The sequence below is a fragment of the uncultured Roseobacter sp. genome (genome assembly GCF_947495275.1).
Taxonomy (GTDB): Bacteria; Pseudomonadota; Alphaproteobacteria; order Rhodobacterales; family Rhodobacteraceae; genus Roseobacter.
Map to the genome: position 1 here is coordinate 131780 of NZ_CANLYL010000004.1, position 22863 is coordinate 154642.

The 22863-nt window shown below is 59.6% G+C and carries 25 protein-coding genes; 19 read left to right on the forward strand and 6 right to left on the reverse strand.

All coding sequences use genetic code 11. The features are described 5' to 3' along the window. The first annotated feature begins 101 nt into the window (after window positions 1–101). Window positions 102–1418 (forward strand): aspartate aminotransferase family protein, encoded by a 1317-nt coding sequence (locus Q0802_RS09675; protein WP_298917135.1) that lies wholly within the window; start codon window positions 102–104, stop codon window positions 1416–1418. Between the two features lie 9 nt (window positions 1419–1427). Here Q0802_RS09675 and Q0802_RS09680 read toward each other — a convergent pair whose 3' ends face one another. Next, the gene (locus Q0802_RS09680; RefSeq protein WP_298917138.1) at window positions 1428–2216 is read right to left on the reverse strand and encodes a nitroreductase family protein; all 789 of its coding nucleotides are present in this window, start codon (window positions 2214–2216) and stop codon (window positions 1428–1430) included. 124 nt (window positions 2217–2340) lie between these two features. On the opposite strand from Q0802_RS09680, the gene Q0802_RS09685 reads away from it, so the two are divergent. Genes Q0802_RS09685 through Q0802_RS09710 form a run of 6 tightly spaced genes read left to right on the forward strand, consistent with a single transcriptional unit; the run spans window position 2341 to window position 7132 of the window. After that, window positions 2341–3069 (forward strand): 2Fe-2S iron-sulfur cluster-binding protein, encoded by a 729-nt coding sequence (locus Q0802_RS09685; protein ID WP_298917141.1) that lies wholly within the window; start codon window positions 2341–2343, stop codon window positions 3067–3069. Between the two features lie 4 nt (window positions 3070–3073). Continuing rightward, a complete protein-coding gene (locus tag Q0802_RS09690) occupies window positions 3074–3418 on the forward strand; it encodes a succinate dehydrogenase (protein WP_298917144.1) in 345 nt (114 codons plus the stop codon). Then, window positions 3415–3753: a succinate dehydrogenase, cytochrome b556 subunit gene (gene sdhC / locus Q0802_RS09695; protein WP_298917147.1), complete on the forward strand. Its 339-nt coding sequence runs from the start codon at window positions 3415–3417 to the stop codon at window positions 3751–3753. Before Q0802_RS09690 ends, sdhC begins: the two co-directional genes overlap by 4 nt. A 3-nt stretch (window positions 3754–3756) precedes the next feature. Further along, complete coding sequence (locus Q0802_RS09700) at window positions 3757–5514, forward strand: FAD-binding protein (protein WP_298917150.1); 1758 nt, start codon at window positions 3757–3759, stop codon at window positions 5512–5514. Beyond that, the gene (locus Q0802_RS09705; RefSeq protein WP_298917152.1) at window positions 5511–6467 is read left to right on the forward strand and encodes a fumarate hydratase; all 957 of its coding nucleotides are present in this window, start codon (window positions 5511–5513) and stop codon (window positions 6465–6467) included. Before Q0802_RS09700 ends, Q0802_RS09705 begins: the two co-directional genes overlap by 4 nt. After that, the gene (locus Q0802_RS09710; protein ID WP_298917155.1) at window positions 6464–7132 is read left to right on the forward strand and encodes a fumarate hydratase C-terminal domain-containing protein; all 669 of its coding nucleotides are present in this window, start codon (window positions 6464–6466) and stop codon (window positions 7130–7132) included. Before Q0802_RS09705 ends, Q0802_RS09710 begins: the two co-directional genes overlap by 4 nt. A gap of 4 nt (window positions 7133–7136) precedes the next feature. Here the strand turns inward: Q0802_RS09710 and Q0802_RS09715 are convergent, their stop codons facing one another. Together Q0802_RS09715 and Q0802_RS09720 are read right to left on the reverse strand one after the other, a co-directional pair. Beyond that, window positions 7137–7880 (reverse strand): sulfite exporter TauE/SafE family protein, encoded by a 744-nt coding sequence (locus tag Q0802_RS09715; RefSeq protein ID WP_298917158.1) that lies wholly within the window; start codon window positions 7878–7880, stop codon window positions 7137–7139. Further along, window positions 7870–8778, reverse strand: coding sequence for a LysR family transcriptional regulator (locus Q0802_RS09720; protein WP_298917161.1), 909 nt, complete (start codon window positions 8776–8778; stop codon window positions 7870–7872). The genes Q0802_RS09715 and Q0802_RS09720 overlap by 11 nt, the downstream gene beginning before the upstream one ends. Before the next feature lie 149 nt (window positions 8779–8927). On the opposite strand from Q0802_RS09720, the gene Q0802_RS09725 reads away from it, so the two are divergent. From Q0802_RS09725 to Q0802_RS09780, 12 genes are all read left to right on the forward strand, one after another. After that, window positions 8928–9902 (forward strand): tripartite tricarboxylate transporter substrate binding protein, encoded by a 975-nt coding sequence (locus Q0802_RS09725; protein ID WP_298917163.1) that lies wholly within the window; start codon window positions 8928–8930, stop codon window positions 9900–9902. Between the two features lie 94 nt (window positions 9903–9996). Continuing rightward, window positions 9997–10488, forward strand: a complete 492-nt coding sequence (locus Q0802_RS09730; RefSeq protein WP_298917166.1) for a tripartite tricarboxylate transporter TctB family protein — start codon at window positions 9997–9999, stop codon at window positions 10486–10488. Further along, on the forward strand, window positions 10485–11999 hold the full coding sequence (locus Q0802_RS09735) for a tripartite tricarboxylate transporter permease (RefSeq protein ID WP_298917169.1): 1515 nt from the start codon (window positions 10485–10487) through the stop codon (window positions 11997–11999). The genes Q0802_RS09730 and Q0802_RS09735 overlap by 4 nt, the downstream gene beginning before the upstream one ends. Window positions 12000–12243: 244 nt before the next feature. Beyond that, window positions 12244–13854, forward strand: coding sequence for a glutamate synthase-related protein (locus Q0802_RS09740; protein WP_298917171.1), 1611 nt, complete (start codon window positions 12244–12246; stop codon window positions 13852–13854). After that, complete coding sequence (locus Q0802_RS09745) at window positions 13851–14228, forward strand: hypothetical protein (RefSeq protein WP_298917172.1); 378 nt, start codon at window positions 13851–13853, stop codon at window positions 14226–14228. Before Q0802_RS09740 ends, Q0802_RS09745 begins: the two co-directional genes overlap by 4 nt. Further along, the gene (locus Q0802_RS09750; protein WP_298917174.1) at window positions 14225–15286 is read left to right on the forward strand and encodes a Rieske 2Fe-2S domain-containing protein; all 1062 of its coding nucleotides are present in this window, start codon (window positions 14225–14227) and stop codon (window positions 15284–15286) included. Before Q0802_RS09745 ends, Q0802_RS09750 begins: the two co-directional genes overlap by 4 nt. Further along, window positions 15283–16044: a hypothetical protein gene (locus tag Q0802_RS09755; protein ID WP_298917175.1), complete on the forward strand. Its 762-nt coding sequence runs from the start codon at window positions 15283–15285 to the stop codon at window positions 16042–16044. The genes Q0802_RS09750 and Q0802_RS09755 overlap by 4 nt, the downstream gene beginning before the upstream one ends. Further along, complete coding sequence (locus tag Q0802_RS09760; RefSeq protein WP_298917177.1) at window positions 16044–16328, forward strand: hypothetical protein; 285 nt, start codon at window positions 16044–16046, stop codon at window positions 16326–16328. The genes Q0802_RS09755 and Q0802_RS09760 overlap by 1 nt, the downstream gene beginning before the upstream one ends. Next, window positions 16318–18297 (forward strand): thiamine pyrophosphate-binding protein, encoded by a 1980-nt coding sequence (locus tag Q0802_RS09765; protein ID WP_298917179.1) that lies wholly within the window; start codon window positions 16318–16320, stop codon window positions 18295–18297. The genes Q0802_RS09760 and Q0802_RS09765 overlap by 11 nt, the downstream gene beginning before the upstream one ends. An 80-nt stretch (window positions 18298–18377) precedes the next feature. Continuing rightward, a complete protein-coding gene (locus Q0802_RS09770) occupies window positions 18378–19082 on the forward strand; it encodes an ABC transporter permease (RefSeq protein ID WP_298917180.1) in 705 nt (234 codons plus the stop codon). Then, window positions 19076–19792 (forward strand): ATP-binding cassette domain-containing protein, encoded by a 717-nt coding sequence (locus Q0802_RS09775; protein ID WP_298917829.1) that lies wholly within the window; start codon window positions 19076–19078, stop codon window positions 19790–19792. The genes Q0802_RS09770 and Q0802_RS09775 overlap by 7 nt, the downstream gene beginning before the upstream one ends. Next, window positions 19789–20595, forward strand: coding sequence for a substrate-binding domain-containing protein (locus Q0802_RS09780; protein ID WP_298917184.1), 807 nt, complete (start codon window positions 19789–19791; stop codon window positions 20593–20595). The genes Q0802_RS09775 and Q0802_RS09780 overlap by 4 nt, the downstream gene beginning before the upstream one ends. Window positions 20596–20597: 2 nt before the next feature. Here Q0802_RS09780 and Q0802_RS09785 read toward each other — a convergent pair whose 3' ends face one another. Genes Q0802_RS09785 through Q0802_RS09795 form a run of 3 tightly spaced genes read right to left on the reverse strand, consistent with a single transcriptional unit; the run spans window position 20598 to window position 22857 of the window. After that, the gene (locus Q0802_RS09785) at window positions 20598–21092 is read right to left on the reverse strand and encodes a DUF6505 family protein (protein WP_298917187.1); all 495 of its coding nucleotides are present in this window, start codon (window positions 21090–21092) and stop codon (window positions 20598–20600) included. Next, the gene (locus Q0802_RS09790; RefSeq protein ID WP_298917190.1) at window positions 21089–21793 is read right to left on the reverse strand and encodes a biotin/lipoate--protein ligase family protein; all 705 of its coding nucleotides are present in this window, start codon (window positions 21791–21793) and stop codon (window positions 21089–21091) included. Before Q0802_RS09790 ends, Q0802_RS09785 begins: the two co-directional genes overlap by 4 nt. Continuing rightward, complete coding sequence (locus Q0802_RS09795) at window positions 21790–22857, reverse strand: Mrp/NBP35 family ATP-binding protein (RefSeq protein ID WP_298917193.1); 1068 nt, start codon at window positions 22855–22857, stop codon at window positions 21790–21792. Before Q0802_RS09795 ends, Q0802_RS09790 begins: the two co-directional genes overlap by 4 nt. Between the last annotated feature and the right edge of the window lie 6 nt (window positions 22858–22863).

The following is a 22863-nucleotide window of genomic DNA, read 5'->3' on the forward strand; positions in this document are numbered from 1 at the left end:
AACCGTTGCGATTCCTCCTTGGAGGATTCATTTGTTTCATAGTGTTGTCAACAATGACTCCGTATGTTTCATAAATGGCAGATGAAAGAGGGAGATTTCGAATGTCACATGTATTCGCCCGGCACTCTACGGCCAAAGTTCGACGAGCGTCTATAGGTAAAGGCGCGTACATCTATGATGCTGATGGTAAAGAATATTTTGATGGATCAGGGGGGGCGGCGGTGTCGTGCCTGGGGCATGGCGATCCTGACGTGATCGCTGCAATTCAGGAACAGGTCGCCCAGCTCGCATATGCTCACACCAGTTTCTTCACCTCTGATCCTGCGGAAGAGCTTGCCGACAGGTTGATCGCGAAAGCGCCGGGTGATCTGGAAAAGGTCTATTTTGTTTCAGGTGGGTCCGAAGCGGTTGAGGCTGCGCTGAAACTGGCGCGTCAGTATTTTGTTGAGATCGGCCAACCGGGTCGCCGCCATTTCATCGCGCGGCGTCAGAGCTATCATGGCAATACTCTGGGCGCTCTAGCCACGGGCGGCAATGTCTGGCGCAAGCAGGCATTTGCGCCGATCATGGTCGAGACGTCGCTGATCTCCCCTTGCTATGCCTACCGTGGTCAGCAGGACGGTGAGAGCGCCTTTGATTATGGCCAGCGGGTTGCCAATGAACTGGAAGCGGAACTGCTGCGCCTCGGCCCTGATACCGTGATCGGCTTTGTCGCGGAACCGGTCGTCGGGGCCACTCTGGGCGCGGTGCCGCCGGTTGAAGGATATTTCAAGCGCGTTCGCGAGATTTGCGACCAATACGGTATTCTGCTGATCCTTGATGAGGTCATGTGCGGCATGGGCAGAACGGGCAGTTTTTTTGCGCACGAGCAGGAGGGGATCACCGCAGATATTGTCACCATCGCAAAAGGTCTGGGGGCGGGATATCAACCTATTGGCGCGATGATATGCACTTCAAAAATCCATCAGGCTATCGCGGATGGGACCGGATTTTTTCAGCACGGGCATACCTATATCGGCCATCCGACGGCCTGTGCGGCAGGGAATGCAGTCGTCAAAAAACTGACCGGTGGTTTGGTGGATCAATGCGCCGCCATGGGCGTGAAATTGCAGGATGCTCTGCAGGCGGAATTCGGGCAGCACCCGAACATTGGTGACATTCGGGGCAGGGGCTTGTTTCTGGGGCTGGAAATCGTGGCCGACCGTGGCTCGAAGGCGCCCTTTGCGCCCAGCGACGGGGTGAACAAGAAGATCAAGCAAACGGCGATGTCGAACGGTTTGGCCTGCTACCCGATGGGTGGCACCGTGGATGGTCAGAACGGTGATCATGTGCTGCTCGCGCCGCCGTTCATTATGGAAGATAACCACGTTGACGAGATCGTTGGGAAGTTGAAAAAGACTTTTGATGAAGTGCTTTAGGAGGCTTCTTTAATCCAGATTGAAGCCGATTTTCTGCATGAACGCGGCAAAATCCTGCCGTTGCGGTTCCGCATACATTCTGGCCTTGGCACCTGACCAGCCCGGACCTTCGGAACCGGCCAGCCTACGCGCATCATAGGTCAGCACCTGTTCTTTCGATGTGTCGGCAAAGCTGTTGTGATGCACCGTCGCCTCCAACGGCAGGCGGGCGCTGATGCGGGGCTCATATCTGGGATAACCCACAGCCAGGCCCGCAACGGGAAAGACATGATCGGGCAAGTGCAGTAGCTCTTTTACGTCTGGGAGGTGGTTGCGGATCGTGCTGATCGGGCAGCAGCCCAAACCTGCGTTTTCCGCGGCGGCCATGAAAAAAGCCAGCGCGATACCGGCGTCGAGGCTCGCATTGAAAAAAGCGTCCAGATGGTCGTTGGGAAAGGGTTGATCATGCCACGTCTGAATTTGCCTTTGGCGTCTGTTATTGGCCAGAAACACCACCATTGCAGGCGCATCCGCGATCCACTCCTGCGCTTTCAGAAGCATTTTGAGTTCCGTCATCATGGTCTGATCGGAAACGATCAGCAGGTCGCGTTGCTGCAAATCGCTTTTTGAAGGCGCGCAAAGAGCTGCGGCGCAAAGGGTTTCCAGTATGTCCCGCGAAGGCACTTTCCCGTCGAACCAGCGACACGATCCTCGCGCAGCTATGCCTTTGAGTACACGGGCCTCTGCCATTTCTGAAGGCACATCCGGAGCCGAGCCAAACCGGTCCTGAAAAAGCGATTTGAGTGTGGGATCAGACATGAAAGGGCGCCATATTTATGTAAGTTGATCTTACAAGAACCATAAGAACATATTCCTTCTCGTTAGCAATTCTGGCGGATATATCATACGGGCACCACCGTAATGAACAAGTCAGGAACGCCGGGTGACCGCTCAGAACGACACGCTTGAAGTTTCCGTCTGGCGCGGGTCAGGCGTGGCCGGGCAGTTTGAAACTTTCGAAGTTCCGGCGCAGGACAATCAGACAATCCTCGATGTGGTTTCCTGGATACAGCACTATGCGGATGCGACGCTGACCTACCGGTTTGCCTGTCGCGTGGGCATGTGTGGCTCCTGTGCCATGATGGTCAACGGGCGGCCACGTTGGACCTGCCGGACCCATGTGAAAAAAGTGCTGAACGGTGGCAAGGTCGAGATCGGCCCGTTGCGAAACCTGCCGATTATCAAGGATTTAGCGGTTGATATGGACCCGTTTTTCGACAAATGGGTTGCTGCCGGGGGGGTTCACACGCCGAGTGCCAGCCGTGCGGATCCGATACCGGCCATTGATCCCGGTGACCACAGCAGACAAGTGGCGAGCGCGGGGATTGAATGCATCAATTGCTCGGTCTGCTATGCCGCCTGTGACACGGTGGCGGGCAATCCTGAATACCTCGGCCCTGCTGCGCTGCAACGGGCCTGGACCCTTTACAATGATGCCAAACATGAGGACCGGACGGATATCCTGGCGGCGGTGTCTGGCGCCGGCGGGTGCCATAATTGCCACTCCATGGGCAGTTGCACGGTTTATTGCCCCAATGATCTGGACCCAATGTCGGCAATTGCCGGGCTGAAACGCGAAACGGCCCGGGGTTTTCTGCGGAGGCGCAAGTAAACCGATGCTTGATCTGCGCCTTTATATGCTGCAACGGATCACCGCGTTGATCATGGCCCCGCTGACGCTGGGCCATATCGCTGTGATAATCTACGCCGTGCAGGGCGGCTTGTCGGCGGCGGAGATTTTGGGACGGACGCAGGGTTCGGTCTTTTGGTTTTTGTTTTACGGCAGTTTTGTTCTGGCGGTCGCCGTCCACGCTGCCATCGGATTGCGCGTCATCCTGCACGAATGGACCGGGATGACGGGCACCCGGCTTGCCGCGTTGACCTGGGGTGTCGGTTTGGGGCTTTTTGTCATGGGGTCAAAGGCCGTGATCGCCGTGACCTGGCCGGTGGGCCTGCCATGAGAGTGGCGCGCGTGCATCCTTTGTGGCTGGCCTATGTGCTGCACCGTGTGTCCGGGCTGGCGCTGGCGCTTTTCCTGCCGCTGCATTTCTGGGTCTTGTCGCTGGCCCTGACCCAGCCCGAACGTCTGGACGCCTTTCTGAATTTTGCCGATCAGCCATTGGTGAAACTGGCGGAGTTCGGGCTGATTTTCCTGCTGGCTGTGCACATATTTGGCGGCTTGCGGTTGATGGCGATGGAATGGCTGCCCTGGTCAGCGCCTCAGAAAACCCTTGCGGCCGGGGCCCTGGGGGTCGCATTTGTGATTTCGGGTACGTTTTTCCTACAGGTGGTATGAGCGATGACAGGAACCATCGAACGGCATGACACGGATATTCTGATCCTCGGCACCGGCGGCGCAGGGCTTTTTGCCGCCCTTCATGCACAGCAAGCCGCGCCCGAAGGCACTAAGATCACCATTGCCGTAAAAGGGTTGATTGGCAAATGCGGCTGTACCCGGATGGTGCAGGGCGGCTACAACGTCGCACTTGGTGGCGGCGATACAGTGGCGCGTCATTTCATGGACACGATTGAGGGCGGTAAATGGCTGCCCAATCAGGACATGGCCTGGCGGCTTTGTGAACAGGCTGTGGTGCGCATTCGCGAGTTGGAAAACGAGATCGGCTGCTTTTTTGACCGCAACCCCGATGGCAGTTTGCATCAAAAGGCCTTTGCCGGGCAGACGGCGGACCGCACCGTGCACAAGGGCGATCTGACGGGCATCGAGATCATCAACCGGTTGATGGAACAGGTGCTGAGCCGACCGGTGGAGAAACTGCAGGAACATCGCGCCATCGGTCTGATCCCGACAAAAGATGGTAGTGCGCTGGCCGGTGTTCTGATGATCGACATGCGCACCGGCGGGTTTCGGTTTGTGCGGGCCAAGACGGTGCTGATGGCCACGGGCGGTGGGCCGACCATGTACAAGTATCACACCCCCAGCGGCGACAAGACGATGGACGGGCTGGCCATGGCGCTGCGCGCGGGCCTGCCGCTGCGGGATATGGAGATGGTGCAGTTTCACCCGACGGGGCTGCTGGCGGGCGCGCACAGCCGTATGACCGGCACGGTGCTTGAAGAGGGGCTGCGCGGCGCGGGTGGGCAATTGCTGAATGCCGCCGGACAGCGCTTTATGTTCGATTATGACGTCAAAGGCGAGCGGGCCACGCGCGATGTGGTCAGCCGCGGCATCTACGCGGAGATGCGCAAAAGCAATGACCCGGGTCAGGTGGGGATGTTCATCTCCATGGCGCATCTGGGCCCGGACAATGTGCGCCGGAAATTCAAGGGCATGGTCAGGCGTTGTGAGGACAGCGGCTTTGATCTGGCCGGTGGGCTGGTCAAGGTGGTGCCGACGGCGCATTATTTCATGGGGGGCGTGGTTGTGGATGTGGATACGCGCACCGCACTTGAGGGCCTCTATGTGGCCGGCGAAGATGCGGGCGGTGCGCATGGGTCGAACCGGTTGGGCGGCAACGGCGTGGCCAATTCCACCGTCTATGGCGGGATCGCGGGCGACACGATGGGGCGGGATATTCGCACGATGGGCAACCTGCGAGATCCGGATGAGGCGGTTCTTGCGGCAGAATATGCCCGCGCTGTGCATCCGCTGAGCCGTAAACCCGATCTGGTGCAGCCTTTGCGGAACCGGTTGCAGGAGGCCATGTGGGAGGATGTCGGTGTCATGCGCACGGCCAGTGGCATGCAGCGCGGGCTGGAGCGGATTGCCACCATCGAGGATGATCTGATGCAGGTCGGCGTCGCTCCGGGCAATTTAGCCTTCAACCTGACCTGGCACGACTGGCTGAACATGGCGAGCCTGTGCGATATCTCCAAAGTGATCGCCAAGGCGGGGCTTGCCCGCGAAAACTCGCGCGGGGCACATTTCCGCGAGGATTTCCCCGAAACGGGCGACTTGGCTGCGTCCTATTTCACCATCGCCCGGCAAGACGGCGCGGATGTGGACGTGACCCGCGAACCTGTCGATTTTTCCATTGTTCGACCGGGCGAGACCATCCTGCCCGAAGGCGAACCCGAAACACTGGTGGCTGCGCAATGATCCCCATTCATCTGATACAACAAACCGCCGAAACCCTGATGGATAAGGCAGCCATCGAAATCCCGCAGGATTATCTGGACGGGCTGAAGGCGGCCGCAAAAACCGAAGATGGCGATCTGTCGTCCTTTGTTTTGCAAGCGATGCTGGAGAATTACGAGGCCGCCAAGGAGGATCGGCGCGCCATGTGCGGGGATACGGGCGTGCCGCGCTGGTATGTGAAAATGGGCAATGAGGCGCGGATCGAGGGCGGACCGGTGGCGCTGGAGGCCGCATTGCGCCGTGCCACGGCCAATGCAACCACGGGCGTGCCGCTCAGACCCAACCGGGTGCATCCGCTCTGGCGGACGGATCATAACAATAACGTCGGGATTGGTGCGCCTGAGATTGAATATGGGTTTGAACCCCAGGGGGAATGGATTGATCTGATCACCGTGCATAAGGGCGGGCTTTTCGGCACGGATTACCGGATGCTCTTCCCGTCGGACGGTATTCAGGGGATCAAACGGTTCTACCTCGACAGTCTGGTGGCTTTCGGCAAACGCGGGTTGGCGTGCCAGCCTGCGATCATCGGGATCGGGCTTGGCGGGTCGAAAGACACCTGCATGGTGCTGGGCAAACGCGCGTCAGTGCTGCGCACCGTGGGTAGCCGGAATTCCGACCCGAAGATTGCCGCGATGGAGGATGACTTCAAGGAGCTGGGGAACTCCATCGGCATGGGGGCCATGGGATTTGTCGGCAAAAACATGGTGATAGACTGCAATATTGAAGTAGGCTACTGCCATACGGGCGGCATGCAGATGTCCGTGCATGCGTTTTGTCTCTCGTCGCGTCGCGCGGTGGCGCGCATTTTTCCGGACGGTCGGGTGGAGCACCGCACGGATCCCGATTGGTTCACCGCTTATCAGCGCCGCGAGGGTATCGAATGGGAAATGGGTCTGGAGGCGGCGGAATGAAGATACGCGAAGTGACCCTGTCGACCACCCCCACAGCCGAGGCCATCGCCGATCTGCGTCTGGGCGATATCGTCTATCTGGACGGGCTGATCTACACGGCGCGCGAAGGGGTCTACATGCGGGCGCTGGAGGATCAGGCCAACATCCCCATGGAACTGCCCTCCCAAAGTGCCGCCAATTTCCATTGTTCGCCCGCAGCGGTGATCCGGGAGGATGGTTCGTTCGATCTGGGGGCGGTGACGGCCACGGCGAGTTTCCGCTTTGCCAAATGGTTGCCGGAATGGATGGCCAGAACCGGTGCGCGCCTGATCATCGGCAAAGGCGGCATGTCCTCAAAGGACTACAAAGAGTATTTTGTGCCGAACGGGGCCGTATACCTCTCTACCGTCGGCTATGGCACCGGCGCGCTACTGGGCCGGGGGGTTGAGACGGTTGAGGCCGTTCACTGGCACGAAGAGCTTGGCATCGCGCAGGCCATGTGGGTGATCCGCGCACGCCGGATGGGGCCGTTTATCGTCGCCTCCAATATGCAGGGCGAGTGTCTGTTTGAGCGCGAAAACGCCAAGATCGTCAAAAACCTCGACCGCGTTTACGAAGGCACAAAACCGGCTGTGCTCAAACGCTACGGTGAGACGGATGATCGTTCGGATGAGGTCATCGGCTAACGGCTTACAGCAGTTCGCGCGCCAGCAACACAGCGCCGGAGACAAAACAGATCGCGATCAGTAACCGCCTGAAAGCGCTGTCGCTCAGTTGCCGGAAGACGAAAATACCCAGTTGGGCGGAGATCATCGCGGTCGGGATCGCGATGCAGAGAAACCACAAGGTGCGGGGTTGATACGCGCCATTGAGCGCCAGCAGCACGGCCGTTAGCGACAAGACCGTGACGTTGAAAGGTTGCAGTACCGCGCGGGTTTCCACCTTTGGCCAGGCGCGCATCGCGCACCACATGGTGGGCAGCGCGCCGGACAGCGATGCGGCGCCACCAAGGATGCCCGCGAAGAACCCGACCACGCAATCAATGAGGGGCGTGGGATGGTCAATTTTCGGCAGGTTTCGTCTGAGCGTGAAAAATCCGCCGTAAAGGATCAGGAAAAACGCGATCAGAAGTTTCAGAACCGATGCGTCGATCTGTTTGAGCGAGGCGATGCCCAATGGAATGCCCAAAATGGCTGGCATGAGAAACCTGGCCAGCCGTCTGGGGTTGGCAGCAATGGATTTTCGCACGATCCACAATCCTTGTAGCCCGCTGGTGACGGAAATGACCACAATGATCGCGACCGCTTCCAGCGCGGGCATGACCGTCAGGAAAAAACCAAGCGCAAACAAGGAAGTGCCGAACGCAGCTAATCCATTGATAAAACCACCGGCAATGGAGCCAATCACCAGATAGAGGATCTGTTCAGACGTCATTGACTATTTTCGCATCACCAAAAGCGCCCTTGGCGACGGCGCGCAGGCAGACGCTGTGCAGCTCGGACAAAACGCGCCCGTGTGCGGTGTCGCGCGGGTAAAGCAGACCCAACCTGCGAATAGGCGCGTCATCCCCCAGCGACAGGCGTTTGAGCGGCAGCGGGTTATTGGGCAACACCGACCGTTTGGGGGCGATGGCCACGCCGAGATTGGCATAGACCATGCTGGAGATGGCCTCCAAACCGTCCAGTTCCATCGCTTCATTGACGCGGATGTTTTTGTTTTGCAGCCAGCTTTCGATCATGTGGCCGACCACCGCTTCGCGATTGAACCGGATGAATGGATGTGTGGCGATCAGTTCAAAGGGATCGTCACTTTTGGTGTCCATGGAGGCCAGCAATTGCAACGGTTCTTCGGCGACTTCAAGAAATTCGACGCCTGCGGGCAAAAGCTGCGGGCGCGAGACCAGCACCGCATCCAATGCGCCGCGCTCCAGTTGTGAGATCAATTGCAGAGTCAACCCCGGGAAAAGCCGTACATGCACCTGGGGGAAGGCCGCGACAAGCATGGAAATTGCCGAGGGAATGAGGGTCGTGAGTGTGGTCGGCAGTGCGCCGAGAGCGACCTCCCCGCTGACACCGGTTTCACCCAGAACGGAGGGCAGCATCTGGTCGTAAGCGCGCACCACTTCCCTGGCCTTGGCCACCAGCGCGCGTCCGAGCGGTGTGAGTTCCGGCGTGCGTCTGCTGCGATCAAAAAGCTGAATGCCCCAGTTTTCCTCCAGGGTGCGCATTTGTTGGCTGACCGCGGCGTGGGTGACAAAAACCGCATCCGCAGCGGCACTGAAGGTTTTATGGTCATGCACCGCAATAAGCGTGCGCAGGATGCGGATGGACATGGTTTTCGGCCTTTAATGTTAGCATTGCTAACGGAATTTGTAATATATTATTACTTCTTTAAAGCATGTCTTAACGATACCAATTGTGCAAGAGCGTCCACGGCAGGTTTCGTGCGGCGTCAACAGGTAAATCCAACGGGGAGAATATGATGTCAATGAAAACGATGAGCGCGGTTTGTGCGTTAAGCCTGGGGCTGGCGGGGGCAGCGTTCGCCGAATATCCGGAGCGGCCGATCAACATGGTCATTCCTTACGGTGCGGGCGGGGCGACGGATATCTCCGCACGCACGATTGCGGAACCGCTGGGAGCGGCTGTGGGCAAACCGCTGGTCATGGCGAATGTCACCGGTGCCGGCGGGGCGACCGGCTCCGTGGCTGTCCAGAACGCCAAGGAAGACGGCTACACCATGCTTTTCGCCCGCGTTGGCTCGCATTCCGTCAACCCGGCGATGAAAGCGACCTTGCCCTACGGTCTGGATGATTTCCGCTTCGTCACTGTCTATGAGATCAACCCGGTGGCCTGCGCTGTCAGCCCGTCCTCGGGCATTACCTCCATGGACGATCTGGTAGCAAAGGTGAATGAGGGCGGCGTGACCTATTCGTCCTCGGGTGTCGGCTCGCTGCTGCATCTGGCCGCTGTGATGGTGCTGAAGGAATTCGGCGTCGAAGAACCTTTGACGCAGACCACCCATATTCCGCAAAAGGGCGGCGGGGCGGCTGCCACGGCGGTTTTGAACGGCACCGCCACGTTCCTGTGCACAAATTCCTCGGCCATTTCCGGTTTTGTCGCGAACAAGCAGCTTGTGCCTTTGATGGTGACCACCGCGGAACCTGTCGCGGGGTTCGATGTGCCCACGGCGGCGGATCTGGGTAAACCCGCCTTGCATCAATTGGTTGGCTGGACCGGCATCGCGGGGCCAGACGGGTTGCCGGATGATGTTGCCGACAAATGGGGCGCCTGGATGGCCACGGCCACCAAGGACGAAGGGTTCCTTTCGAAAATGACCGAACGGGGGTCGGTGATCGAGTTGATGTCCCCCGAAGATGCCAATGCCTTTATCGAAAGACAGTACAACACGTTCCGGAAACTGGTTGACGAATTAGGCATGAGAATTGAAGGCTAGGGTCAACGCCCTGCTTTGAAATCACGAAAAACGCCGGGCCACTGGAGGTCCGGCGTTTTTTGCAAGACCCGGAAAAAGGGCGAGGGGGGAGTGCATGACTGAGCGACAGGTGCAGCTGCGATTGGGGACCGGCGCATTGATCGCGGCCCTGTTTCTGACCCTTTATGCCATTCCTGCATGGGTCTCATCGCCCAGCAATGTGGGCAATGTGATCCTGTCACCGCTTTTTTGGCCTTATGCGCTGGCGGGCTTCACCGGGCTGACGGGTCTGGGGCTGGTGTTTTCCGGAATGCGCATGGCACCCGATGGTGCGCCCCTGGACGGCCCCGATGAGGATGCAAAGGCTGCCTGGATGCGGCTGGCGGGCATGGCGGTCATCATGGGGGTCACCATGTTCCTGCTGCCGCGCCTGGGCATGGTGCTGACCTCCATGCTGGTCTTTGCCGCGTCGGCCTTTCTGGTGCGCACAAGACATCCGGTCACCGCCTTGATCTGCGCGGTGATCATTCCGCTGGTGCTCTATGCGTTTTTTGCCCATGTGGCCGGGGTGGCAATCCCGCAGGGCAATTATCTGAGGCTGCCATGAGCTTTCTCGACAGTCTCGCTGCAGGTCTCAGCCTTGTCGGCAACATCGAATCCTTTCTGGCGCTGTTTATCGGAGTGGCGGTTGGGGTTATTGGCGGTGCCATTCCGGGGATGTCGGCGACCATGGCCGTGGCGCTCACGCTGCCCTTCACCTTTGCGATGCAGCCCATTACCGGCATCCTGCTGCTCCTGGGTGTTTACAAGGGCGGGATATTCGGCGGCTCCATTCCCGCCATCCTGATCAAGACACCGGGCACGCCCGCGTCATCGGCAACCATTCTGGACGGCTACCCGATGGCCGAAAAAGGTGAGGCGGGCCGCGCATTGGGCATGGCGCTTTGGGCGTCCTGCACGGCGGATGTCATCTCCAACCTGTCGCTGATCCTCTTTGCTGGCTGGCTGGCCTCTTTTGCGCTGAGTTTCGGCCCACCGGAATTTTTCACGCTGATCCTGTTTTCACTCACGATCATCGCGGGTGTGTCGGGTGACAGCCTGTTGCGCGGCGCGCTCTCCGCGCTTCTGGGGCTCTTGCTGGCGACCATCGGGTTGGATCTGGTCTATGGCACCAACCGGTTTACCTTTGGCGATCCCAACATGATGGGCGGTCTCAATTTTATCGCTGTGCTGATCGGGCTTTTTGCGATCCCGGAAATTCTGGCGATGGTCTGGCATCCCACGGCACATGTCGGCAAGGCGCGCTCGCTGGGCAAGAACTGGGTCAGTTTCGCCGACTACCGGCGCAGTTTCAAATCCATCGTGCGGGGCAGTTTCATCGGCGTTTTTCTGGGCTCAATCCCCGGCATCGGTGCTGCCCCATCGGCCTTTCTGAGCTATTCCGAAGCGCGCCGTACGTCAAAAAACAAGGAGAATTTCGGCAAGGGAGAGATCGAGGGCGTCGCCGCTTCCGAGGCGGGCAACAATGGTGTGGCGGGCGCTACCCTGATCCCTTTGCTGGCGCTTGGTGTGCCGGGGGATGTGATCACAGCGATCATCATCGGGGCCTTCATGATCCACGGCCTGCAACCCGGGCCGATGATGTTCATCCTCAACGTGGACATCATTTACGGTCTGTTCATCGGTCTGATCGTCAGTTCCGCCTTTTTGTTCCTGATCGGCTCGGTTGCCATCCGGGGGTTCAAATATGTGGCGGATATTCCCAAACGCATCCTGATCCCGGCGGTCCTTGTGCTGTGCATCTACGGCGTCTTTGCGGTGAACAACAATATCTTTGACGTGGGCGTGATGTTTGTCATGGGCTGGGTCGGCTATCTGATGGTGCGCTACCATATTCCTGCGGCCCCCTTCCTGATCGCCTTTATTCTGGGGCCCTTGCTGGAGGACAACTTCCGCCAGTCGATGCTGATGTCGGGCAGCGATCCGCTGATCCTGGTGCGCGGGCCCATCACCTGGTTTTTCTGGTCGCTTACGGTGCTGACTGTGGTTGCCATCATTCGTGCCGGCGTCCGCGCGGTCAAAGGGGGTGCCTTGACGTCGGGAAACCTGGAAAACTGATGGTTGCCCCGGTGTTGCGGGGACCGGACAGGCCATCATCCAAGAAAACCAACGTGTTAATGGGCTCATCACCACTGACGTCAGAAAACAACAAATGCGGGAAATTCACCGTTTTCGCATGATCTGGGCAAATTGTGATTTGGCTTGCTAAGTTGATTTGTCGCACCTTGCGGTGACATAACTCGAAGAACGTCCAAAACGTCCCAGCAGTGCGGCGAATGCCAAAGCAAGGAAGAAGATCCCTATGACCCCAACACCCGTTGCGACCTTGAGCACTTTGCCTGACCGTGATCCACAATATGCAATTATAGGCGAAGTCGATCTGGTGGTCGTGCGGTTTGACGAGGAGGTGTCGGTTTTCTACGGACGATGTCTGCACCGAGGGGCGCTGATGGCGGACGGCCACGTGCGCGGCAAGGATCTGATCTGCGGGGTGCATGATTGGGACTACCGGCTCGACAGCGGTGTGTCGTCTTATGCCAACGACGAGGCATTGCCAAAGTTCAAATCCTGGATCGAAGATGGCGAGGTTATGGTTGATGCGGATGAGATCAACCAATGGGGGTATGACAATCCGCAACCCTATAACCGGGACGCCTATCTTGGTCTTTATGCCGACCCCAGCCATGGCGATACTGGTGAGCCCTATACCGGGTTGATCCAGCAATATGCGCGGGACGGTCTCAGCAAGACCGGCCATCACGGTGTGGTGGACGCCATGGGTGTGTTGCGCGCGGAACTGCCTGATTGGGATGACATCCAGCTTCTGACAGCGCAATTGGCCAAGGCACCGCTGCTGGATGATGAACCGGTGGGCACCGATGTGGTGATCGGGCCCAACGCACAAAAACCGCTACGCCTGAAAATCCCTCTCTTTGTCTCGGACATGTCTTTCGGGGCCTTGTCGGAACCGGCCAAGGTGGCGCTGGCGATGGGTGCTGAAATGGCCGGGACGGGCATCTGTTCCGGTGAGGGCGGCATGTTGCCCGAAGAGCAGGAAGCCAATTCGCGCTACTTCTACGAACTGGCCTCCGCGCGCTTCGGGTTCAGCTGGGACAAGCTGGACAAGGTGCAGGCGTTTCACTTCAAGGGCGGGCAGGGGGCCAAAACCGGCACCGGCGGCCATCTGCCGGGGGCCAAGGTCAAAGGCAAGATCGCCAAGGTGCGCAGCCTCGACGAAGGGCAGGACGCCATTTCGCCGCCGCGCTTTCCCGATTGGACCGACCCCGCACAGATCAAGGATTTTGCCGATGAGGTGCGCGACCGGACGGGGGGTATTCCCATAGGCTACAAGCTCAGCGCGCAACATATCGAAAAGGACATAGACGCCGCCCTTCAGGTGGGTGTCGATTACATCATCCTTGACGGGCGCGGGGGCGGCACCGGGGCGGCACCGGTGATTTTCCGCGACAATATCTCCGTCCCGACGATCCCGGCGCTGGCCCGCGCGCGGGCGCATCTCGACAGGCTGGAGCGCAACGACGTCTCGCTGGTCATCACCGGGGGCTTGCGCAAACCGGCGGATTTCATCAAGGCGATGGCATTGGGGGCGGATGCGATTGCACTCTCCAATTCTGCGATGCAGGCTATTGGCTGTCTGGCCATGCGCGCGTGCCATACCAATAACTGCCCGGTGGGGATCGCGACGCAGAAACCGCATCTGGTCAGCCGGATCATCGTGGATAAATCAGCGCGGCAACTGGCCAATTTCTTTGACGCTTCGGTGGAACTGATGCAAGTGATGGCGCGCGCCTGCGGGCACACCCATCTGTCGCAATTCACCCACAGCGATCTGACCACCTGGAAGAAGGACATGGCCGAAATCTCCGGGGTTGCCTTTGGAGGTGCCGCATGAACCAGGCGGAAATCATCCTGATGGGTCTGCGCATTTGGGGGACCATCGGGGCGCTGGTCGCGGCGGTCTTTCTGACCTTCGGCATGGACCGCATCGACGAGGATGCACAGGACGCCTATATTTTCCGGCCGCTGTTGATCCCCGGCATTCTGGCCATCTGGCCGCTGGTGCTCTGGCGCTGGTATCTCTACGAGACCGGCCGCGAGGTCTGGGCGCGCCGCTATGACCCGCCGCGCAAGGCGCATTTTGCCGTCGGGTGGATATTGCCCATCGGCATCTGCGCGATCATCGTCACCGGGCTCAGCATCCGCCAGCAATGGCCTGCAGAGATCGCCCCCGAACGCCTGTCGGCCCCGACGGAGGTCAGCCAATGAGCGTCAAATACACCCCCGTTCAATGGAACAACAACAAATACATCTACGACGCGGTGATGCTGCTGGGCGTGGCGCTGTTTCTCTATGTTTTCCTCTATGCCTCGCCGGGCATTCTAAGCCATGAGCGCCCGATCAACCCGCAGGTTCACAACGCGCGCGCCTTTGGGGCCTGTGCTTTCACCATGCTCACAGTGATCCTGTGCATCGGCCCGCTTGCGCGGCTGGACAAACGGTTTTTGCCGCTGCTCTACAACCGTCGCCATTTCGGGGTGATGACGGTCTTTGTGGCGATCACCCATGCGGGGTATATTCTGGACTGGTATTTCGCCTTTTCGATGTCGGATAAATACGAAGCCCTGCTTTTTGCCAACACCAGCTATGGCCAGCTTTCGGGTTTCCCCTTTGAAGTTTTTGGCATTTTTGCGCTGATCGTGCTGATCGTGCTGGCGGCCACAAGTCATGATTTCTGGATGAAATTCCTCAGCCCGCCGGTGTGGAAGCGCATTCATTACCTCATCTATCCGGCCTATCTGTCGGTTGTCGCCCATGTGTCGCTGGGGATATTGCAGGACCAGCAGAACCACGTCTTTACGGTGATTTTCATTGGTGGGGCGGCGGCGGTCGGCATTCTGCACTTGCTGGCAGCGCTGCATGAACGCCGGGCAGACCAGATGCTGGCGGCTGATGCCGGGGCCTGGGTGCCGGTTTGCGAAGTCACCGAGATGACCGAAGGCTTCGCCAAGATCAAGCTTTTGGCAAATGGCGAGCGTGTGGCGGTCTATCTCAACGACGGGACCCTCAGCGCCATCTCCAACGCCTGTGCGCATCAAAACGGCCCGCTCGGCGAAGGCAAAATTATTGATTGTCTGGTGACCTGCCCATGGCACGGGTTTCAATACGAGGTGTCCTCTGGCCGGTCGCCTGCGCCTTTCACCGAGATGGTGCCGACCTACAACCTCAAACTCGAAGGAACCAAGGTCTTGGTTGATCCTAAGGCAAATCCGCCCGGCACCTATGTCGAACCGCTGGTGGCCCCCAAGCAGGAGGCGGTGGCATGAGTGACAAACACGCACCGTTTTTTGTGGGATACCTGCCTGTGCCGGGTCCGTTGCGCGGTATCTTGCTGGCTGTCTGCGTGTTGTTCATCTCCGGGCTGGCGGGTTTCGGTCTGGCGCTTGGGGTGGCGCAGGACGATCCGGGCGATGGCGCGTTCCGGTTCGACTACGGTCGTCAGACGGTAACCGGCGTTGTGGAATTGACGCCCTATCCGCTGCTGCGCGTGACCGAAGGCAACGACCGGATCAAAGCAGGCCATACGCTGATGCTGGCTGGGCAGGGCAAGAATAGCGTCGAAAACCGCGCGATTCCGCTGGAGGGGAAACTGGCCAAGGTGTCCGGTGTCATTCTGCAACGCGGTGATCTCGACATGTTGCAGTTGCGCGGCGGGCGCAACGGGCTGGGCCCGGTGGAGGGTGCGGCCCCTGAACTGGTGACCGAACCTCTGGGCCGCTGGAAGCTGGCAGGAGAGATTTGCGATGGCAAATGCCTTGCGGGCGCCATGCGTCCCGGGCGTGGGCTGGCGCATAAAGCCTGCGCCAACCTCTGCCTGATTGGCGGCGTGCCGCCGGTTTTTGTCTCGACGCAGCCGGTGGAAGGGTCGGAGTTTCTGCTGATCACTGGCCCTGACGGCGGCCCGCTGCCCCAAGGCGCCTATGACTATGTGGCGCAGTTTGTCTCTCTGGAGGGGGACGTGGAGCGGCGCGGCGATTTGCTGGTGCTGCGCCTGGACCCCGAGACGCTGGAGGTACTGGAATAATGCGCCGTGCTTTCATGATTGTCATCGTCGCACTCCTCGCCCTGATCATGTTTTACCTGTCGCGTTTCTGGATTCTGTCGCTTTGGTCGCGGGACGGGTTGTTCGGGCAACAGGCACTGCGGCCACAGGGGGATCTGCTCAGCGTCTGGCTGCGCGGCACCGACGCGGCTCCGTTTGAGCTGCTGATCTGGGCGCTGGGGTGTTTCGCCGTGCTGACCCTTGCCCAGAAACTCTATGACTATTTCACGACGCCAACCGATGCAGGAGAACCCAATGACGGATGAAACCCTTGACTGGATCAGTGTTGGCCATATCGACGATCTCCCCGAAGGGCGGGTAAAAACCGTCACAGCGCGCACAACATCGGTCTGTCTGGTGCATTTCGACGGCCAATGGGCAGCGATGAACAACCATTGCCCGCACCAGCGCGGCCCTCTGGGCGAAGGCTCCATCGAAAAAGGCATTGACGACAAATGCTGGATTCGCTGCCCCTGGCATGGGTGGGATTTTGACCCTTTGACCGGCAAACCGCCGGGAGGACATGAAGACACCGGTCAGCAGATGTATCCGGTGGACATCCGCGATGGCGAGATTTTTGTGGGCATCGTGCCAGAGCCGCCGCACGAACGCACAGTCACGGATGTGATGGTGGAAACCCTGTCGAACTGGGGTGTGCAATCGGTTTTCGGCATGGTGGGGCATTCCAATCTGGGTCTGTCCGATGCGATCCGGCTGGCGGTGGGTGACGGGCGGATGAAATATTTCGGCATCCGTCACGAAGGGGCGGCGGCCTTTGCCGCATCCGCCTATGGCAAGCTGACCGGAACGCCTGCGGCCTGTCTGACCATTGCAGGACCGGGGGCCACCAACCTGCTCACCGGTCTGTGGGATGCCAAGGTGGACCGCGCGCCGGTGCTGGCGCTGACCGGTCAGGTGCAGACCCAGGTAATGGGGCCGGGGGCGTTTCAGGACATTGATCTTTTGTCCGCGTTTCAGGCTGTGACCAGTTTCTCGCAGCCGGTTCTGGGCAGCTCCAACCACGCGGAACTGGCCGCCCTTGCCTGCAAGACCGCAATTGTTGAACAGAATGTGGCCCATCTGATTTTCCCTGACGATGTGCAAACCAACCCCTCTGACCAACCGGCGAGCGCTCCGGAGGGCCGTGTGACAGCCGCGCCGGTGATCCCGGCCCAAAGTGAGATCGACAAGGCCGCCGCGAAAATCAAAAGTGCGAAACGTCCGATCATTGTTGTGGGTCACGGGGCCTATCCGGTGCGCGATGAGATCGCGGCGCTGGCCGAAAACCTTGGCACACCCGTGCTGACGACCTTCAAGGCAAAGGGGCTTCTGCCCGATGATCACAAATGTGCGGGCGGGGTGCTGGGGCGGTCCGGGACGCCGATTGCAAGCTGGTTCATGAACGAAGCGGACCTGATCATCGCTCTGGGCACCAGCTTCTCCAACCACACGGGTATCGAGCGCAGCAAGGAGATCATTCAGGTCGATCACGAACGCATGCAGCTGGGCAAGTTCCACCCCGTCGCCCTGCCGATCTGGGGCGATGTGGGCGCGTTTTGTGACGCCATCGGGCGCACCGATTGTCATAATTCTCAGGCGGATGATCAGATCACCGAACTGGCCGACCGCTGGGACATCTGGCGGCGCGAAAAACAGCAGCGCCTGCAAGAGGATCTGGGCCGTGGTATCCATTCCTTTGCCATCTTCGAAACCCTCGGGCGGCTGGTGCCTGACAACACGATCTTTGCGGTGGATGTGGGCAACAACACCTATTCCTTTGGCCGCTATCTGGAGACCAAGGGGAGCCAGCGGGTGCTGATGTCGGGCTATCTCGGCTCCATCGGGTTCGGGCTACCTGCTGCGATGGGGGCTTGGGCCGCCACACAGGACAAAGAGGGTCTCAAAGGCTGCAAGGTTGTGTCGATCTCCGGCGATGGTGGTTTTGGCCAATACCCGATGGAATTCACCACGGCGGTCAAATACGGCATGGATATCACCCATATCCTTCTCCATAACGGCGAGCTCGGCAAAATCTCCAAGGAACAGCGCTCCGGTGAATGGCCGGTCTGGGAGACCGATCTGCAAAATCCCGGCTTTGCCGCTTTTGCCCGGCTTTGCGGCGGCCACGGCGTCAAAGTGACCGAGGCGGGCGATATCGAGGCCGCCATCCGCGATGCGCTGGATCACAAGGGCCCGGCACTTGTGGAAATCATGACAGATGCGGAATTGGTCTGACCCGATTGCGCAAGGCACAGGCATGTCCTAGGACGGTGCAACTGAGATTTGAACGCGTGGCACATGCACCGGCCTGACATATGAATGATATCTACGAAGGGCTGGTTTCCGCGTTCTGGCTGGTTGTCACGTTTGATGCAGACCTGATGGAGATCAGTCTGCGCTCGCTGCAGGTCAGCCTGACGGCGCTGGTCATTGCCTCGGCCATTGCCTTGCCGCTGGGGACGTTTCTGGCGATCCGGCGGTTCCGCTACAGACGGCTGGTGATTTCGCTCTTGAATGCGCTGATGGGCCTGCCCCCGGTGGTCGTGGGGCTGATCGTCTATATTCTGCTGTCACGCTCGGGACCTTTTGGCGTGTTCGGTCTGCTTTTTACGCCGACGGCCATGATCATTGCGCAGGTGGTGATCATCACGCCGCTGATTGCCTCGATCACCCATCAGGCGATGCGGGAGCTTTGGGCGGAATATCACGACCTGCTGATTTCGCTCAACACCAGTGCCTGGCAACGGATAAAGACCCTCATCTGGGACGGGCGTCGCAACCTGCTGACTGCCTCGCTGGCAGGCTTTGGTCGGGCCATTGGTGAGGTCGGTGCGATCATGATCGTGGGCGGCAATATCGACAACGCCACCCGCGTGCTGACCACCGCGATTGCGCTGGAGACCGGCAAGGGTGATTTTGCGCTGGCACTGGCGCTGGGGTTCGTATTGATCGCCTTGGCCATTGGCATCAACATTTGCATCCACTGGCTCTCGCGCACGGAACGGGAGGGCCGCTGGTGAGCACCATCCTGCCCCTGACCCTGACCGATGTGGCCGTGCGGAGGCGTGGCAAGCGCCTGCTGGGGCCGGTCAATCTGACGCTGGGTGAGGCCGGTCTGACCATGATCATCGGCCCGAACGGCAGCGGCAAGACGACGCTTTTGCGGGTGATGCACGGGGTGGAGCGTCTCAGCAAGGGTCATGTTGAATGGTCCGTCACCGAAGACGCGGCGCGCCATCGGCAGGCCTATGTTTTCCAAACACCGATCATGCTGCGCCGGTCGGTTGCGGATAATCTGCGGTATCCGTTGCACTTGCTGGGCCTGCCTAAAGCTGAAGTGGAAACCCGTGTGGGCCGCTGGATCGCGCGGATCGGGTTGGAAGAACGCACCGGCCTTCAGGCCACGCGCCTCTCCGGTGGCGAAAAACAGAAACTGGCGATCGCGCGCGCTCTGATCCGCAAACCGGACGTGCTGTTTCTGGATGAACCCTGCGCCAATCTCGATGGGGCCTCCACCCGTGAAATCGAAACCCTGCTGCAAAACGCGCTCGCCGAAAAAACACGCATTATCATGACCACACATGATCTGGGTCAAGCCAGACGCCTTGCAGATAGTGCACTCTTCATGTTGCATGGCGTGGTGCATGAGAAAGGTTCGGCGGAGGATTTTTTCAACGCACCAAAGACAGACGAGCTTCAGGCTTTTTTCAGAGGAGATATCATCGCATGATCGCACGGGTTTTTGCCCTCGTGAGCACCGTTTTTCTGGGCACCGCAACATTGGCGGATGAAATCCGGCTGGCGGTAACAACCTCCTTTGAAAATTCCGGTCTCGCGGATGTCCTGTTGCCTGCGATCAAGGAAGATATTGATCTGGATGTGCAGCTGCTGGTTGTCGGCACCGGGCAAGCGCTGCGTTTGGGCCGGGCGGGTGATGTTGACGCAATCCTGGTGCATTCGCGCGCCGCAGAAGAGGCATTTGTGGCAGAGAAGCATGGCACCTACCGGCGCGAGATCATGTACAATGATTTCGTGCTCATCGGTCCCAAGGATGACCCTGCGGGGGTTGGTAAGGCCCGGTCGGTAGCCGAGGCGCTAAAGCGCGTCGGCGTGACAAAACCCGCCTTTGTCAGCCGTGGCGATGACAGCGGAACACACAAGAAGGAAATCGCCCTTTGGCGGGCCGCAGATTTCGACCCCGCGACATTTGCCGCGTGGTACCGCGAAGTGGGCGCAGGCATGGGCGCGAGCCTGAACACAGCCGCTGGCCTTGACGCCTATATTCTGGCGGACCGTGCAAGCTGGCTGAATTTTGGTAACAAGGCTAATCTGACGCTGCTTTATGCCGGTGATGCAGCGCTTTTCAACCAATACGCGTTTTTGGCGGTGAACCCGGAAAAGCACCCGCATGTGCAAAACGATCTGGCCGTCAAATTAGAGGCGTGGCTGACCAGCCCCCGCGCCGCAGAGCTTATCAACGGCTACACCATCAACGGCGAGACGCTCTTTACCTTCAACGCCAAACCGGAATGATCCTAATGCTGGTGTGGCTCGTCATCCAGTGACCCGTGGATCGCGAATTGTTCGATCCCGGCGTCTTGTGGCTCGATCATGCGGTAGCTCTCTTTCACACCTGCCTCTGTGAGTTCGCGCGTTACCGTCAGCAGCGTGTTGAACTCCTGATCTTCGCAAAGCGCGGCCATCTGGGTGATCTCTTCCATGGCCACGCCCATGGCGGCCTCGACGGAGGGTGCGCCATAGATGTCCACGAAATGCTGGGCGAGGGCGGTGGCCAGCGCGTCGCGTTCGATCTCTTCGATCTGCGTGACCGCCACAAAGCTCGCGCGGCCAAAGGTCTCGACCCCCATCCAGCCATTCGTGAAGGCCTGTTTGGCCTTGCCGGTCAGATCTCCTTCCGACCAGTTCGAGAACTCAAACCCACCGGATATGCACCATTCACCGGTGCGCGCCGGGCTGTGAAACACGCGGGTGTCGCTGTCGTCGAAATGAATGGCGCGCGCCAGTTTCATGGAGCCTCCGTCAAGGTATCGGTGATCGGTATGATCATTGTCTGATCGTTCTGCTGCAACAACAATCCGAAATTTTCGTCAATGCCGAGGAATTTGCCGGTTCTGCCGCCCTGCGAAACGGTTTCGCCCATGCCGTGGGCCAGACCCGTCCATTCACTGTGCACCGGTTTGACGCCTTCTTCGTCCCAGCGGTTGATCCAGACCAATGTGTGACGTACCCAAGCCTCCAGCAAATCGGTTGGGTCAACCTCGCTGCATCCCTCATCGGCAAGCGTGGTCCTGTCGGGCGTCTCTCCCGTCTCCGCTCCGTCGGACCAAAGCGGCAGCGTCAGGCCAACCACCAGCCAGTCCGGCTCCGCGTCGGCATCGACGGGTGATGCGGCGATGGTCAGGGCGCCGCAACTGGCGCCGTTGACGCGGATGTCCCCCTGCCATTCCAGATGTACTGAAACTTCGGGAGGGGCCAGCGCACCCAGTGCATTCTGAAACCCAATACCGCAGTTCGGCAGCATGATCATGGCCTTGCGCAGAGGGACCTCGGGGGCAAAGACAATGGCCGCGCGCAGACTGTCCAGCCCGATGTCATAGGTCACAAGGCCCGCATCGCAGCCCCGGCGTGCCTCGGTACATGCGATGGCGACCGGATCGGCACCCGCCGTTGCAAGCCCCTGAAAGAGCGGCGGAAACCCCGGTCCGCTCATGCTTTTCCGTCAGCAATCAGGGCGCGGGCCACGTGGCGGAACGCCTCCGCCTGCGGACTGTCGGGTTTGGAGACGACAATGGGTGCGCCGCCGTCTGCGGCCAGTCGAATGTCCAGATGTAACGGGATTTCTGCCAGCAGCGGCACGCCCAGCTTTTCGGCTTCAGTGGCCACGCCACCATGTCCGAAGACATGTTCTTCGTGACCGCAGTTCGAACAGATATGCGTCGACATGTTTTCGATCATGCCCAGAATGGGCGTGCCAAGCTGGTTGAACATGTCAATGCCCTTGCGCGCATCCATCAGGGCGACGTCCTGTGGCGTGGAGACCACGATGGCCCCGTCGACCTGCGCCTTTTGCGCGAGCGTCATCTGCACATCACCTGTGCCGGGTGGCAGGTCAACGATCAGCACGTCCAGTGCACCCCATTGCACCTGTGTCATCATCTGCTGCAGCGCCCCCATCAGCATCGGGCCGCGCCAGACAACCGCCTGATCGTCGTTGGTCATCAGTCCGATTGACATCATGGTCACGCCAAAGTTGCGCATGGGCAAAATCGTTTTGCCGTCGGGGGAGGCCGGACGCCCGGAAACCCCCAGCATGCGCGGCTGCGACGGCCCGTAGACATCCGCATCCAGGAGCCCGACACGCCGCCCTTCGGCCACCAACGCGCAGGCTATGTTGGAGGCTACGGTGGATTTGCCAACGCCACCCTTGCCCGACGCAATGGCGATGATCCTGTCGATGCCCGGGATCTGTTGCGGACCGGTCGGCGCGGATTTCTGAGGTTTGAGATCGGGCGGGGCGGACGGCGTGCTGTGGGCCGTCATCACCACAGAAACCTTGCCGACACCCGGTATTGCAGTCACAGCATTTTCCGCTACCGCCTGCACCTCGCTATAAAGCTTGGCCTGCGACGGCGGGATTTCGATCACGAAACGCACGTCGCCGGTGTCGCTCACCGTCAGCGCCTTGACCAGCCCTGCGGCCATGATGTCGGTCTCGGTCACAGGGTCAGTGACCGTTTTCAGGACGCTTAAAACGTCATCGCGTGTCAGGCTCATGCGTGA

Excerpts from the sequence above, each read along its gene's own strand:
- Q0802_RS09675 (WP_298917135.1), top strand. The coding sequence starts at position 102 with ATGTCACATGTATTCGCCCGGCACTCTACGGCCAAAGTTCGACGAGCG.
- Q0802_RS09680 (WP_298917138.1), bottom strand. The coding sequence starts at position 2,216 with ATGTCTGATCCCACACTCAAATCGCTTTTTCAGGACCGGTTTGGCTCG.
- Q0802_RS09690 (WP_298917144.1), top strand. The coding sequence starts at position 3,074 with ATGCTTGATCTGCGCCTTTATATGCTGCAACGGATCACCGCGTTGATC.
- sdhC (WP_298917147.1), top strand. The coding sequence starts at position 3,415 with ATGAGAGTGGCGCGCGTGCATCCTTTGTGGCTGGCCTATGTGCTGCAC.
- Q0802_RS09700 (WP_298917150.1), top strand. The coding sequence starts at position 3,757 with ATGACAGGAACCATCGAACGGCATGACACGGATATTCTGATCCTCGGC.
- Q0802_RS09705 (WP_298917152.1), top strand. The coding sequence starts at position 5,511 with ATGATCCCCATTCATCTGATACAACAAACCGCCGAAACCCTGATGGAT.
- Q0802_RS09710 (WP_298917155.1), top strand. The coding sequence starts at position 6,464 with ATGAAGATACGCGAAGTGACCCTGTCGACCACCCCCACAGCCGAGGCC.
- Q0802_RS09715 (WP_298917158.1), bottom strand. The coding sequence starts at position 7,880 with ATGACGTCTGAACAGATCCTCTATCTGGTGATTGGCTCCATTGCCGGT.
- Q0802_RS09720 (WP_298917161.1), bottom strand. The coding sequence starts at position 8,778 with ATGTCCATCCGCATCCTGCGCACGCTTATTGCGGTGCATGACCATAAA.
- Q0802_RS09725 (WP_298917163.1), top strand. The coding sequence starts at position 8,928 with ATGTCAATGAAAACGATGAGCGCGGTTTGTGCGTTAAGCCTGGGGCTG.
- Q0802_RS09730 (WP_298917166.1), top strand. The coding sequence starts at position 9,997 with ATGACTGAGCGACAGGTGCAGCTGCGATTGGGGACCGGCGCATTGATC.
- Q0802_RS09735 (WP_298917169.1), top strand. The coding sequence starts at position 10,485 with ATGAGCTTTCTCGACAGTCTCGCTGCAGGTCTCAGCCTTGTCGGCAAC.
- Q0802_RS09740 (WP_298917171.1), top strand. The coding sequence starts at position 12,244 with ATGACCCCAACACCCGTTGCGACCTTGAGCACTTTGCCTGACCGTGAT.
- Q0802_RS09745 (WP_298917172.1), top strand. The coding sequence starts at position 13,851 with ATGAACCAGGCGGAAATCATCCTGATGGGTCTGCGCATTTGGGGGACC.
- Q0802_RS09750 (WP_298917174.1), top strand. The coding sequence starts at position 14,225 with ATGAGCGTCAAATACACCCCCGTTCAATGGAACAACAACAAATACATC.
- Q0802_RS09755 (WP_298917175.1), top strand. The coding sequence starts at position 15,283 with ATGAGTGACAAACACGCACCGTTTTTTGTGGGATACCTGCCTGTGCCG.
- Q0802_RS09760 (WP_298917177.1), top strand. The coding sequence starts at position 16,044 with ATGCGCCGTGCTTTCATGATTGTCATCGTCGCACTCCTCGCCCTGATC.
- Q0802_RS09765 (WP_298917179.1), top strand. The coding sequence starts at position 16,318 with ATGACGGATGAAACCCTTGACTGGATCAGTGTTGGCCATATCGACGAT.
- Q0802_RS09770 (WP_298917180.1), top strand. The coding sequence starts at position 18,378 with ATGAATGATATCTACGAAGGGCTGGTTTCCGCGTTCTGGCTGGTTGTC.
- Q0802_RS09780 (WP_298917184.1), top strand. The coding sequence starts at position 19,789 with ATGATCGCACGGGTTTTTGCCCTCGTGAGCACCGTTTTTCTGGGCACC.
- Q0802_RS09785 (WP_298917187.1), bottom strand. The coding sequence starts at position 21,092 with ATGAAACTGGCGCGCGCCATTCATTTCGACGACAGCGACACCCGCGTG.
- Q0802_RS09790 (WP_298917190.1), bottom strand. The coding sequence starts at position 21,793 with ATGAGCGGACCGGGGTTTCCGCCGCTCTTTCAGGGGCTTGCAACGGCG.
- Q0802_RS09795 (WP_298917193.1), bottom strand. The coding sequence starts at position 22,857 with ATGAGCCTGACACGCGATGACGTTTTAAGCGTCCTGAAAACGGTCACT.